The 13,134-nt window shown below is 72.3% G+C and carries 12 protein-coding genes and 1 pseudogene; 9 read left to right on the forward strand and 4 right to left on the reverse strand.

Annotated features, from left to right (window positions below; translation table 11 throughout):
- The first annotated feature begins 130 nt into the window (after window positions 1–130).
- On the forward strand, window positions 131–427 hold the full coding sequence (locus KBX50_RS13395; RefSeq protein WP_007075406.1) for a DUF4193 domain-containing protein: 297 nt from the start codon (window positions 131–133) through the stop codon (window positions 425–427).
- A gap of 143 nt (window positions 428–570) precedes the next feature.
- On the forward strand, window positions 571–1,365 hold the full coding sequence (locus tag KBX50_RS13400) for a hypothetical protein (RefSeq protein ID WP_210937349.1): 795 nt from the start codon (window positions 571–573) through the stop codon (window positions 1,363–1,365).
- A 61-nt stretch (window positions 1,366–1,426) separates the two neighbouring features.
- Here the strand turns inward: KBX50_RS13400 and KBX50_RS13405 are convergent, their stop codons facing one another.
- On the reverse strand, window positions 1,427–1,918 hold the full coding sequence (locus KBX50_RS13405; RefSeq protein WP_210937350.1) for a DUF3093 domain-containing protein: 492 nt from the start codon (window positions 1,916–1,918) through the stop codon (window positions 1,427–1,429).
- An 86-nt stretch (window positions 1,919–2,004) separates the two neighbouring features.
- Between KBX50_RS13405 and dut the strand changes: the two genes are divergently transcribed.
- From dut to KBX50_RS13425, 4 genes are all read left to right on the forward strand, one after another.
- Window positions 2,005–2,535, forward strand: a complete 531-nt coding sequence (dut, locus tag KBX50_RS13410; RefSeq protein WP_210937351.1) for a dUTP diphosphatase — start codon at window positions 2,005–2,007, stop codon at window positions 2,533–2,535.
- Window positions 2,532–3,218, forward strand: coding sequence for a DUF3710 domain-containing protein (locus KBX50_RS13415; protein ID WP_210937352.1), 687 nt, complete (start codon window positions 2,532–2,534; stop codon window positions 3,216–3,218). The genes dut and KBX50_RS13415 overlap by 4 nt, the downstream gene beginning before the upstream one ends.
- Before the next feature lie 177 nt (window positions 3,219–3,395).
- On the forward strand, window positions 3,396–3,776 hold the full coding sequence (locus KBX50_RS13420) for an OB-fold nucleic acid binding domain-containing protein (protein WP_093410348.1): 381 nt from the start codon (window positions 3,396–3,398) through the stop codon (window positions 3,774–3,776).
- 31 nt (window positions 3,777–3,807) lie between these two features.
- Entirely contained in the window at window positions 3,808–4,530 is a 723-nt protein-coding gene (locus KBX50_RS13425) for a DUF3159 domain-containing protein (RefSeq protein ID WP_210937353.1), read from the forward strand.
- A gap of 126 nt (window positions 4,531–4,656) precedes the next feature.
- Here KBX50_RS13425 and KBX50_RS13430 read toward each other — a convergent pair whose 3' ends face one another.
- Both KBX50_RS13430 and KBX50_RS13435 read right to left on the reverse strand, forming a co-directional pair.
- Entirely contained in the window at window positions 4,657–5,346 is a 690-nt protein-coding gene (locus KBX50_RS13430) for a TrkA family potassium uptake protein (RefSeq protein ID WP_210937391.1), read from the reverse strand.
- A 2-nt stretch (window positions 5,347–5,348) separates the two neighbouring features.
- The gene (locus KBX50_RS13435) at window positions 5,349–6,011 is read right to left on the reverse strand and encodes a TrkA family potassium uptake protein (protein ID WP_210937354.1); all 663 of its coding nucleotides are present in this window, start codon (window positions 6,009–6,011) and stop codon (window positions 5,349–5,351) included.
- Between the two features lie 152 nt (window positions 6,012–6,163).
- On the opposite strand from KBX50_RS13435, the gene KBX50_RS13440 reads away from it, so the two are divergent.
- The 3 genes and pseudogenes from KBX50_RS13440 to dxs form a co-directional block, all read left to right on the forward strand.
- Entirely contained in the window at window positions 6,164–8,227 is a 2,064-nt protein-coding gene (locus KBX50_RS13440) for an APC family permease (protein WP_210937355.1), read from the forward strand.
- Entirely contained in the window at window positions 8,224–9,474 is a 1,251-nt protein-coding gene (locus tag KBX50_RS13445) for a TRAM domain-containing protein (protein WP_307870944.1), read from the forward strand. The genes KBX50_RS13440 and KBX50_RS13445 overlap by 4 nt, the downstream gene beginning before the upstream one ends.
- A gap of 71 nt (window positions 9,475–9,545) precedes the next feature.
- Window positions 9,546–11,448, forward strand: a pseudogene (dxs, locus tag KBX50_RS13450) (1-deoxy-D-xylulose-5-phosphate synthase); the annotation flags it as partial.
- A 224-nt stretch (window positions 11,449–11,672) separates the two neighbouring features.
- Here dxs and KBX50_RS32795 read toward each other — a convergent pair.
- A complete protein-coding gene (locus KBX50_RS32795; RefSeq protein WP_307870948.1) occupies window positions 11,673–12,872 on the reverse strand; it encodes a hypothetical protein in 1,200 nt (399 codons plus the stop codon).
- Window positions 12,873–13,134: the final 262 nt, after the last annotated feature.

The following is a 13,134-nucleotide window of genomic DNA, read 5'->3' on the forward strand; positions in this document are numbered from 1 at the left end:
CTGGCGGTCTGGTCCGAGCGGTCGTCGGGTCAGGTGGCCGACACAAGCGGTGGCCGGCCAGCGGAACCGAAACAGCGTCGTCCGGCGTTACAACCGGAAGCGACAACATCGAAATGGGAGAGTGAAACCGATGGCCACCGACTACGACGCCCCGCGCCGCGACGAGGTCGATCTCGGCGAGGACAGCCTGGAAGAGCTCAAGGCCCGGCGCGTCGACTCACAGTCGGGCGCCGTGGACGTCGACGAGGCCGAAGTGGCTGAGAGCTTCGAGTTGCCCGGCGCCGACCTTGCCGACGAGGAACTGACGGTCAAGGTGCTACCGATGCAGCAGGACGAGTTCCGCTGCGCCCGTTGCTTCCTGGTGCACCACCGCAGCCAACTGGCGGTGGAACGTAACGGCGAGCTGATCTGCCGAGAGTGCGTCTGACCGCAGGGCGACGACCACGACCATGGCGGCGACTCCCGAGTGGAGTCGCCGCCGCCCGGCTCGGCGAGCGCCACGCCGCACAACCTGGTTGACTCGATAGCCATGAGCGAGCGAATCGGCCGGCTCGGCGCCGTGGTGCGATCATGAGCGAGCACACCGAGCGTGCCGAGGATCCGGACGAGCTGGGAAAGACCGTGGCGGCACTGACCGCCGACGAGATCGAGCCGGCGAAACGGCGTCAACTGCTCACCCGCCTGGTCGGGCAGGCTCGGGCCCGGGGGATCGGCGACCTGTTCAAGCCGAGGGCCGCGCTGCGCTGGATGGTGGACACAGTCGCGGAGATCGCCCCGCACGTGCCGATCCGGGATCTGGCCACCCTGCGTCGGCACTTTCCCGGGCTGACCGACGAGGAACTGGCCGACCGGCTGGTCCGCAACGCGTCCCGGGCGACCGCGGGGGTCGGCGCTGCCGGCGGCGGAGCCTCGGCGGTGCAGTGGACGGTGACCCCGACCCTGCTGTCCGCCCCGGTACTGCTCGCCGCCGAGACGGTCGCGGTGGTGGCGGTGGAACTGAAGTTGACCGGCGAACTGCACGAGGTCTACGGCGTACCGCTGCCGGCCGGCGGCACCGAACGGACCGTCGCGTTGGTGCAGGCCTGGGCCAGTCAGCGCGGCGTCAACCCGATGATGCCCGGCGTCGGCGTGGGGGCTGTGCTGGGCACGGCCGCCCGGAACGAACTACGGGACACCATGCTCAAGCGGTTCGGCCGCAACCTCACCACGTTGGGCCCCTTCCTGACCGGAGCCGCGGTGGCGAGCTACCTGAACCGGCGGGCCACTCGGACGTTGGCCGACCAGCTCCGCGCCGACCTGCGCCGGCAGCACCGTGGCCTGCCCGGCGGGCCGCCCGCGCCGCCCGCCCTGCCCGACTCGTCCTGACCGTCGACCGGGGAGCGCCGCTGGTCGACGCCGCACGACGATCGACCGGTGGCAGGTCGGATCAGCGGGCCGCGTCCCGCGCGGCCAGCAGGGCTTCGGCCAGCTCGACCGGGTGCCGCGAACTGACCACCCAGAACGGCGTGGGGTCGGCCGGATCGTCCAGGACCACCTGGACGGCACCGGGGATCCACGGGCGCTGGACGACGAACGCCAGCGGATCAGCACCGACACCGAGCACCTCACGCCGCCCTTCGGCATCCAGCGCGATGGCGTCGGCGACGAATCGGACGGGCAGCCGGGCGTCGTCGACCCGCAGCTCTCCGTCGGCCACCGCGACCCGGATCCGGCCCAGCCACGCCAGCCCGGCGAAGGCGGCCGGCAGCAGCAGCGCGAAGGGCAGCCAGGCGCGCGCACCGCCCGCGCCCATCCACACCTCCACCGCGAGCAGGCCGGCGGCCGCGAGCCCGGCGAACCACAACCACCAGGGCAACCGCAGGCGCTCGGCGTACGCCGGGGGCGCCGAGACTGGCGAAGGTGACGGTGACTGGCTCACTCGTGCCAGGGTACGGCGCGGCGGCCCCCGGGTACCGGGCAGGATGACAGGGTCACCCCCAGCGGAACGGACGAAAGAGGGACATCGTGACCGACGTGGTGCCCGTGCCGGTCCGGCGGCTCGATCCCGAGCTGCCGATGCCGGCGTACGCCCATCCCGGTGATGCCGGTGCCGACCTGGTGGCGGCCGCCGAGGTGGAGCTGCCCCCCGGCGGTCGGGCGTTGGTGCCGACCGGCGTGGCGATCGCGCTGCCCGAGGGGTACGTGGGCCTGGTCCATCCCCGATCGGGGCTCGCCGCCCGACTCGGCGTGACGGTGCTCAACGCGCCCGGTACGGTCGACGCCGGCTACCGGGGCGAGATCCTGGTCAACCTGATCAACCATGATCGGGCCGCGTCGGTGAAGATCTCCCGGGGCGACCGGATCGCGCAGCTGGTTGTGCAGCGGGTGGAACGGGCGATCTTCCAGCCGGTGGCCGAGCTGCCCGCGTCCGGACGCGGGACCGGTGGGCACGGCTCCACCGGCGGGCACGCCGGGCTGGTACCGCCGCCGGCCATGGACGGCGCGAACGGAAACGATGGCACCGTGAGTGCGAACAGCGGAGGTTGGACGCAGTGATCTTCTCCCGAAAGCGGGCCGCAGGTCGGCACGCCCTTGACGAGCGGGCCACCAACGTGCCCGAGACCGCCGAGGACGTCCCGCCGACCTCGGTGGAGCCGGCGCGCGGGCCGTACGACGTCACCGAGGCCCCGGACGGGGTGCAGCGGCTCGACCTGGGCAGCCTGCAGATCCCGGCGGTACCCGAGGTCGAGGTGCGGGTGCAGGCCGACCAGCAGGGGGTGGTCCAGCAGGTCGTGCTGGTGCACGGCCAGAGTGCCCTGCAACTCGGTGTCTTCGCCGCCCCGCGCTCCGAGGGGATCTGGGACGAGGTGCGCGAGGAGATCCGCCAGTCGCTGCTCGGCGACGGTGCCGCCGCGCAGGAGGCCACCGGCGAGTACGGCACGGAGCTGCACGCCCGGGTACGCACCGAGGACGGCCTGACCAATCTGCGGTTCGTCGGCATCGACGGCCCGCGCTGGATGGTCCGCGCGGTCTACCAGGGCGCGGCGGCCACCGACCCGGCCGCCGCCGGCCCGCTGGCTCGCTGCCTGGACGGGCTGGTCGTCGACCGGGGGGTGGAGGCCAAGCCGGTACGTGAGCCGCTGCCGCTGCGGTTGCCACGCGAGGCCGGCGAGCAGGCTGCGGCGGCCGATCCGGTCGCCGGACAGGCCGACGCCGCATCCGCGCCCGGCAACCGCTGATCGGCCATCAGCGGTCCCGGGACCCGTCGAGCGTGCCCGGCGTACGGATGGCGAGCGCTTCCGGTGCGCCGGGAGGGTCCGGTCGGGCGTACGCTGGCGGGTGCCGTTCCGGCAGCCGTCCGGCGGCGGTGGCTTCCGGTGCCAGCCGGTCGGCGTGGAGAGGGTGACGCGGAGCTCATGACCACCGACGAGGGTCGGGGTTCGCTGCGGCGGATGTTGCGACGGCTGACCGCGAGCGAGGCCGAGATCGAGGCGCAGCAGTTGCAGCGGGAGAGTGCCCGCTGCGGCGCGGTGCCGGTGTTGCAGTGCGGGCGGGGGCAGGTGGTCTCGGTCAGTGGCCGACTGCGTACCGTCGTCTACACCCCGCGCACCAACCTGCCGGCCCTGGAGGCGGATCTCTACGACGGCAGTGACGTCGTGACCCTGGTCTGGCTCGGGCGGCGGCACATCGTCGGCATCGAGCCGGGGCGGCACCTGACGGCCCGCGGGCGGGTCGCGGTGCGCGACGACCGCAAGGTGATCTACAACCCGTACTACGAGCTGGAGCCGTCAAAGTGAACCTGCGGGCGTTGCGGATGGACAGCGGACGATGACGACCGGACAGCAGCCGGCGACCCAGCCGGAGACCGGGCCGGCGGACGAGGAGCGGCTGCCCACCGTCGCCGAGCAGATGGCCGACCAGCTCGGCGGCTGGCGAGGGCTGGCCGAGTCCAGCATCCCGGTGGTGGTCTTCGTGATCGCCAACATCGTCACCGACCTGCGGCCGGCCGTGATCGCCTCGGTGGCGGTGGCGGTGCTGATCGGCGGGCTGCGGTTGGCCCAGCGCCGACCGGTGCGGCACGCGGTGAACGGACTGTTCGGCATCGGGATCGGTGCCGCCATCGCCTGGCGTACCGGCGACGCGCGCGACTTCTACCTGCCGGGGATCCTCTACGGCATCGGCTACGGCCTGGCCCTGCTGCTGTCGGCGGTGATCCGCCAACCGCTGGTCGGCTGGATCTGGTCGGTGCTGGTGGCCAAGGGCAGCTCGCAGTGGCGTGACGATCCCCTGCTGGTCCGCACCTTCACCCGGCTGACCGTGCTGTGGGGAGTGGTCTGGCTGGCCAAGGTCGGCGTGCAGGCCGGCATCTACCTGGCGGCCCGCCGGTTCGACCAGCTCGGCGACGAGGCCGCCGCCGCCGACATGGAGACCGCCCTCGGGGTGGCGCGGCTGGCCCTGGGCTACCCGCCGTACGTGCTGCTGTTGCTGATCACGGTCTGGACGGTGCGGCGGGTTACCCGCGAGCACCGGACGGAGCCGCTGCCGAGCTGAGCCGCCGGTCCGGCAGCAGCGGCCGCAACGGGTCGGCGGCGCGGCGGACGATCAGCGGCACTGTTGGCGGCGAGCCGGCATGTGGTGATGACCCGAGTGGTCGGGTGCGCGGGAACCCTGCGTTCGTCAGCGTGACTCGCGGGTGCGCTCGACGCTGTCGGGGCCGAGCACCACCGCCCGTACGGCGTCCTCCATCTCGGCGGTGCAGACGAAGACCAGCTCGTCGCCGGCCTCGAGCGGGTCGTCCGGGCTGGGCAGCAGGACGCGCTTGCCGCGCAGGATCGCCACCAGCGCGGAGTCCCGGGGTAGTGGCACCTCGCGCAGCGGGTGCCCGACGTAGGGTGCGGTCGGCGGCAAGGTGATCTCGACCAGATTGGCCTCGCCCTGCCGGAACGTCATCAGGCGGACCAGGTCGCCCACGGTCACCGCCTCCTCGACCAGCGCGGCCATCACCCGTGGCTTGCTGACCGCCACGTCCACGCCCCACTGCTCGGTGAACAGCCACTCGTTCTCGGCCCGGTTGACCCGGGCGACCACCCGGGGCACGGCGAACTCGGTCTTGGCCAGCAGCGAGACCACGAGGTTGACCTTGTCGTCGCCGGTGGCGGCGACCACCACGTCACAGCCGGCCAACTCGGCCTCCTCCAGGCTGGCCAGCTCGCAGGCGTCGGCCAGCACCCACTCCGCGTCCGGCACCCGGGCCGGCCGCAGCATTCGAGGCTGCCGCTCGATGAGCATCACCTGGTGGCCGTTCTCGATCAGCTCCTGGGCGATGGAGCGGCCCACGTTGCCGGCACCGGCGATGGCGACCCGCATGATCACTGACCCCCTTCCGGCGTCGCCGCCGCCGATGTGACAGTCGCCACCATGTCGTCGGTGACCAGCATGAAGACCTGGTCACCCTCCTGCACGACGCTGGACGCGGTGGGCAGCGTGCCGATGCCGAAACGGATCAGGTACGCCACGCGGGCGCCGGTCGCCTGCTCCAGGGCCCGCACCGGGCGGCCGATCCAGTCCTTGTGCACCGGCACCTCGACGATCGAGACGGTGCTTGTGGGATCGCGGAAGATCTCCACGTTGCCCTCGGGCAACAGGTGTCGCAACATCCGGTCGGCCGTCCACCGCACGGTGGCCACGGTGGGGATGCCCAGCCGTTCGTAGACCTGTGCGCGGCGCTGGTCGTAGATGCGGGCCGCGACCCGCACCACGCCGAAGGTCTCGCGGGCCAACCGGGCCGAGATGATGTTGGAGTTGTCGCCGCTGGAGACGGCGGCGAAGGCGTCGGCACGTTCGATGCCGGCCTGGCGCAGCACGTCGCCGTCGAAGCCGGCTCCGGTGACCGTGACACCGGCGAAGTCGGGCCGCAGCCGGCGGAAGGCGTCCGCGTCCTGGTCGATGACCGCGACCGAGTGGCCCCGGGCCTCCAGGTTGTGAGCCAGGGTCGAGCCGACCCGGCCACAACCCATGATCACGACATGCACGCTGCCTCCCACGATGCGTACCGCTGCGCCTCGTCGCCTGCGAGCCTGCCACGTCGGGGCCGCGGACGGGGACCGACGGTACTCCCGCCCCGGATACGCCGGTACCCGGCCACCCCACGTGCCCGTTGTCGGTGGTCGTACGCTTGGCCGTTGTGGCCCGATCCACCTCCCTGCTGAAGCGGCTGCTCGTCGGCCGGCCGTTCCGGTCCGACCGGCTCAAGCACACCCTCCTGCCGAAGCGCATCGCCCTGCCCGTCTTCGCCTCGGACGCGCTGTCGAGCGTGGCGTACGCGCCGGACGAGATCCTGCTGATGCTCTCCATCGCGGGCGCCTCGGCGTTCGTGTTCTCACCGTGGGTCGCCCTCGGCGTGGTCGTGGTCATGCTGACCGTGGTTGCCAGCTACCGGCAGAACGTGCACGCCTACCCGTCGGGCGGCGGCGACTACGAGGTGGCCACGGTGAACCTCGGCCCGCGTGCCGGCGTGGGGGTGGCCAGCGCGCTGCTTGTCGACTATGTGCTCACCGTCGCGGTGTCGGTCTCCTCCGGGGTGGCCAACCTCGGCTCGGTGATCCCCTTCGTCGCGACCCACAAGGTGCTCATCGCGGTCACCGCCGTGGTGCTGTTGACCGCGGTCAACCTGCGCGGGATCAAGGAGGCGGGCAGCGCGTTCGCCATCCCCACGTACGGTTTCATGATCGTTATTGTCGGCATGATCCTCACCGGGCTGGTCCGGATCGTGGTACTCGGCGAGGACCTGCGCGCCCCCAGCGCCGACCTGGTCATCGCCGCCGAGTGGCACGACACCACCGGCTGGGCGATGGCGTTCCTGCTGCTGCGCAGCTTCTCCTCCGGCTGCGCCGCGCTGACCGGCGTGGAGGCGATCTCCAACGGCGTGCCGGCGTTCAAGGCGCCGAAGAGCCGCAACGCCGCCACCACGCTGCTGATGCTGGGTCTGGTCGCGGTGACCATGCTGGTCGGCATCGTCTGGCTGGCCCGGCTCACCGGGCTGCAGTTCGTCGAGAACCCCGCCCTACAGATCGTCTCCGGCCCCGAGGGGTACGTGCAGAAGACGGTCACCGCGCAACTCGGTGAGACGATCTTCGGGCCGGGTTCGGTGCTGCTGTTCCTGGTCGTCGGGGTGACCGCCACGATCCTGTTCGTGGCCGCCAACACGGCCTTCACCGGGTTCCCGGTACTCGGCTCGATCCTCGCCCAGGACCGCTACCTGCCCCGGCAGCTGCACACCCGGGGTGACCGGCTCGCCTTCTCCAACGGGATCCTCTTTCTGGCCGGCTTCGCGATCCTGTTGATCATCGGCTTCCAGGCCGAGGTGACCAAGCTCATCCAGCTCTACATCGTGGGCGTCTTCGTCTCGTTCACCCTCTCCCAGGCCGGGATGATCCGGCACTGGAACAGGCTGCTGCGCAACGAGCGGGACCCGCAGGTGCGCAGTCGGATGGTCCGGTCCCGGGCGATCAACACCTTCGGCATGGCGATGACCGCCGCGGTGCTGGTGATCGTGTTGATCACCAAGTTCCTGCTCGGCGCCTGGATCGCCATCGTCGCGATGGGCCTGATCTACGTGCTGATGCTGGCCATCCGCCGGCACTACAACCGGGTGGCAGTCGAGCTGGCCCCGGACGACGGACGGCCGGTGCTGCCGGCCCGCAACCACGCGATCGTGCTGGTCAGCAAGTTGCACCAACCCACCCTGCGAGCGGTGGCGTACGCGCAGGCCACCCGACCGGACACCCTCACCGCAGTGACGGTCAACGTCGACGACCACGACACCCGCCAGTTGCAGGCCGACTGGGACCGGCGGGGAGTGCCGATCCCACTGACCGTGATCGACTCGCCGTACCGGGAGATCACCCGCCCGATCCTGAACTACGTGGCCGGGGTACGCCGGGAGTCGCCGCGCGACGTGGTCACGGTCTTCATCCCCGAGTACGTCGTGGGTCGCTGGTGGGAGAACCTGTTGCACAACCAGAGCGCGCTGCGGCTCAAGGGCCGGCTGCTGTTCGAGCCCGGGGTGATGGTGACCAGCGTGCCGTGGCAGCTCGCCTCGACGGCCGGCAAGGACCTGGACCGGATGGACGCCACGCTCGGCCGTGGGCCGGTCCGTGGTCCCCGGGTGGCGCGCGGTGCCACCCTGCCCCCGTCCGCTCCGCCGCCGGGCCCGGAACGCGAACCGTCGGACGGGGAACCCCGGTGAGCGAGCGGATCGTCGGGCTCGGCGCGACGAGCGGGCTGGAGGAGGCCGAGCGGGTCGAACTGACCGTGGCGGCGGTCGCCCCCGGAGGACACTGCGTGGCCCGGGTGGATGGCCAGGTGGTCTTCGTCCGGCACGCACTGCCGGGAGAGCGGGTGCTGGCCGAGGTGACCGAGGTGCACCGGGGGTTCGTCCGGGCCGACGCGGTCACCGTGCTGGAGGCGGCACCGGACCGGGTCGACCCGCCCTGCCCGTACGCACGACCGGGCCGCTGCGGCGGCTGCGACCTGCAACACGTCGCCCCCGACGCCCAACTTCGCTGGAAGGCGGCGGCGGTCCGTGAGCAGCTCATCCGCCTCGGTGGACTGGACGAGGCCCGGTGTGACGAGCTGGACCTGCGGGTGATCGCGCTGCCGGGCGGTCCACTCGGCTGGCGGTCCCGGGTCCGCTACGCGGTCGACGCGGCGGGTCGTGCCGGACTGCTCAAGCATCGCTCCCACGAGGTGGTGCCGGTCGACCGCTGCCTGATCGCCCATCCGGCGATCCAGGAGCTGCCGGTGCTCACCGCCGCCGGCGTGAGCTGGCCGGACGCCGAGGCGGTGGAGACCGTCGCCACCACCGGCGGGGACGTGGCGGTGACCGCCGTCGCGGCCGGGGCCAGTCGCCGGGTCAGTGGCCCGGAACGGATCCGGGAGCGGGCCGCCGGCCGGGAGTGGGTGCTGCCCGCCTCGTCGTTCTGGCAGGTGCATCCCGCCGCTGCGGACACCCTGGCCGACGCGGTGCTGGAGTTGGCCGACCCCCGGCCGGGGGAGCGGGCCTGGGATCTCTACGGTGGCGCCGGCCTGTTCGCTGCCGCGCTGGCCGGTCGGGTGGGCCAGACCGGGCGGGTCACCCTGGTCGAGGCGGCTGGTGACGGCGTCGCGGCGGCCCGGGAGAATCTGCGCGACCTGCCCGCCGTCGAGGTGGTGGCGGCCCGGGTGGAGACCGCGCTGGCCCGTCGCCGCATCACCGGGCCGGTCGACGTGGTGGTGCTCGATCCGCCCCGGACGGGGGCCGGCGCGCGGGTGGTACGCGACGTGGTGGCCGCCGGACCGCGTGCCGTGACGTACGTCGCCTGTGACCCGGCGTCGTTCGCCCGGGACCTGCGGGTCTTCGCCGAGCTTGGTTGGCGGCTGGCGGCGTTGCGCGGGTACGACCTGTTTCCGATGACCCGGCACGTGGAGCTGGTCGGGCTGCTGGTGCCGGCCTGACTAGGTGCTCAGTCCCGGTGGTCGCTGCGCCCACGCTGCGAGGTGCGCGAGGGCCGATAGACTCTGCGGTCATGAGTGTTGAAGAGGACACGGCCAACCACGGCCGGCTGCTGGCCACGGTGCACGGTCCCCAGGACGTCAAGCGGATGTCCGCCACCGAACTGGACATCCTCGCCGCCGAGATCCGTGACTTCCTGATCGCCAAGGTGTCGCGTACCGGTGGGCACATCGGGCCCAACCTGGGCGTGGTGGAACTCACCCTGGCCCTGCACCGGGTCTTCGACTCTCCCCGGGACCGGCTGCTGTTCGACACCGGCCACCAGGCGTACGTACACAAGATCGTCACCGGCCGGCAGGGCGGGTTCGACCAGCTGCGCCAGCGGGGCGGGCTCTCCGGTTACCCCAACCAGGCCGAGAGCGAGCACGACCTCATCGAGAACTCGCACGCCTCCACCGCCCTGTCGTACGCCGACGGGCTGGCCAAGGCGTACGCGCTGCGTGGCGAATCGCGCAGCGTCGTCGCCGTGGTGGGCGACGGGGCACTGACCGGCGGTATGTGCTGGGAGGCGCTGAACAACATCGCCGCCACCGACAACCCGCTGGTCATCGTGGTCAACGACAACGGGCGCTCGTACGCGCCGACGATCGGCGGTCTCGCCCATCACCTCTCGACGCTGCGACTCAACCCCGGCTACGAGAAGGTCCTGGACGCGGTCAAGGACGCCCTCGGCTCGACCCCGCTGGTCGGCAAGCCGATGTACGAGGTGCTGCACGCGGTCAAGAAGGGCATCAAGGACGCGGTCGCGCCGCAGGCGATGTTCGAGGACCTCGGCATCAAGTACGTCGGCCCGGTCGACGGGCATGACCTGGCCGCGGTCGAGACGGCCCTGCGGGCGGCGAAGAACTTCGGCGGCCCGGTGATCGTGCACGCGGTCACCCGCAAGGGCTACGGCTACCGTCCCGCCGAGGAGGACGAGGCGGACTGCTTCCACAGCCCCGGCGCCTTCGACATCACCGACGGCAAGGCCACCGCCGCACCGTCGGTGAAGTGGACCCACGTCTTCGCCGACGAGCTGGTCGCGATCGCGGACGAGCGGCCCGACGTGGTGGGCATCACCGCGGCGATGGCCGAGCCGACCGGCATCGCGAAGCTGGCTCGCAAGTACCCGGAGCGCACCTACGACGTGGGCATCGCCGAGCAGCACGCCGCCACCTCGGCGGCGGGCCTGGCGCTCGGCGGGCTGCACCCCGTGGTGGCGGTCTACGCGACCTTCCTCAACCGGGCGTTCGACCAGGTTCTGCTGGACGTGGCGATGCACCGGCTGCCGGTCACCTTCGTGCTTGACCGGGCCGGGATCACCGGCCCCGACGGGCCGAGCCACTACGGCATCTGGGACATGTCGGTCTTCGGCGTGGTGCCGGGCCTGCGGATCGCGGCACCCCGGGATGCCGCCACGCTGCGCGAGGAGCTGCGCGAGGCGGTCGCCGTCGACGACGGCCCCACCGTGGTCCGCTTCCCGACCGGCGCGGTCGCCGCCGATCTGCCCGCTGTGCGGCGGGTCGGGCCGGTCGACGTGCTGGCGGAGTCGGCGCGTACCGACGTGCTGCTGGTCGCGGTGGGCGCCTTCGGTCAGCTCGGCATGGAGGTCGCCGCCCGGGTCGCCGAGCAGGGCTACGGGGTCACAGTGGTGGACCCGCGCTGGGTGCGTCCGATCCCGGCGGAGCTGGTCGAGCTGGCCACCGAGCACCGGCTGGTGGTCACGGTCGAGGACGGCGTACGGTCCGGCGGGGTGGGCGACGCGCTCGCCCGGGCCATGCGTGACGCCGATGTCCGGGTGCCGCTGCGGGACCTGGGCGTACCGCCCGGGTGGTATCCGCACGGTTCCCGCAACCAGCTCCTGACCGACCTCGGCCTGACCGCCCAGGACGTGGCCCGCGACGTCACCGGCTGGATCTCCCGCCTCGACACCGAGCCGGTCGACCCACCCCACCTGACCGCCAACCCCACCCGCAACTCACCCACCCCCCCCCACCCCCAGCCCCTACCCCCGCCTCTCTGCCCCGCGCGCGGGTGCCGCGCGGCGTTGATCATGAGGTTGTTGTCGTCCCGTCCGGCGTGGCGCGACAACAACTTCATGATCAACGCGTGCGGAGGGGTGAGGGGGAGGGGCGGGGCGGGGAAGGCAGGGTGGGTGGGGTTAGCGGCGGGGGGAGCCGGCGGATCGGTAGTGGGTCTTCTCGTCGGCGGCGAGGCTGAAGGTTTCGCGACGCTCGGGAAGGGGGGCCACCACCAGCCCGGGACGGTCGACCAGACGGGTCGTGTCCGGCGGCACCGACAGCGTGGTGTCCTTGGTGGCGCGCCAGCTCAGCACGACCAGCGGCTGATCCGGAAGCGGCAGCTCGTAGACCTGCAACGGGTTCGTCCGGTCGGCGGGGGAGAGCACCACCGGGCCATCGTCGGCGGGTCGGTACACCACCGCGCTCATCGTGCCCTCGGCGCTCTCCCAGGTGAGCTGCTCCAGCTCGGCCGGCTCGCCGCCGTCGAGCGACAGCTCGCCGAGCGTACGTACGGCGAGTTTCGCCATCGGCCAGGACGCCGGCACCGACTGCGGCACGTCCCGGTCGCCGGCGCGCCGGAAGATGCTGCCGAACGGGCCGTTCTCGCCGGCCAGGTTGCAGGTGTCGAGGCCGGTCAGGGCGCGCCGGCCGGAGCCGCTCTCGTCGCGTACCAGCGGGTAGCGGGGGGCGGTGATGCCGGTGCCGAGGTCGAGCAGCCGGTCGGTGGCCCGGCCCCGGGGCAGCGACTCGGTGGAGCGCAGGGTGGCGGTGACCGTCACCGCCCGGCACCGGGGCACCTCTACCGGGTCGGTCAGGCCGTCGCGGTCGGACAGGATGCGACCGTTCGGCCCGACCAGTCGCCGGACCCGCTCGGAGGTCAGATAGCGCCGGCCGTCGGCGGCCTGGACCGGCAGCACGTCGGAGTAGACCAGGTAGCCGGGGTCGGTGTACTCGGTGGCGTGACCGACCGTGTACCGGTTGCCGTCGCCGGTGAGCTGGAGCAGCCAGGACGCGGCCTCACCGGGTACCGACGCGGCGACCAGGGCCAGCGGTCGGCCGTCGACCTCACCGGAGAAGAGGATCCCGGACGAGGGTACGTGCACCCGGTCGTCCACGGGCGAGCGCCAGTCGCGTACCGCTTCGGTGACGGCGGCGGTCGCCGCGGTGTCCTCGGCGAGTGAGCCGCGCGGCGGCCACACCGTCAGAGAACCGTCCATGCTGTCGTAACCGACTCGCAGGTTTCGTGCCTGACGCTCGGCGACCGGCCCGCAGGCGGTGACGGCGATCAGCAGGGTGGACAGACCGGTGGCGGTCAAGCCGCGCCAACGGGCTGGAGCCACCTGTCACGCCCCCGATCGGATCGCGTCGTCGTGTCGGAGGGCAATAGTACGAGACGTCCCGCCGCCGCTTCGGGTCGCCATACGCTGCGTCGCGCAGCCACCACACCGGCCACAGGGGACACCGCGTTGACTTGGGGCATTTTCCCCACTCGGGTAGACTCCGCCGACTGTGACGCCTGCCGAGACCCGCGCCGCCGCGCTGCCGAGATCCGCCGACGTCGCCGACTCTCCCGCCGACGTCGTCACCGTCGGTGATCAGGCG

Origin of the sequence: Micromonospora sp. C51 (assembly GCF_018070435.1) — a bacterium.
GTDB classification, from domain to species: Bacteria; Actinomycetota; Actinomycetes; order Mycobacteriales; family Micromonosporaceae; genus Micromonospora; species Micromonospora sediminimaris.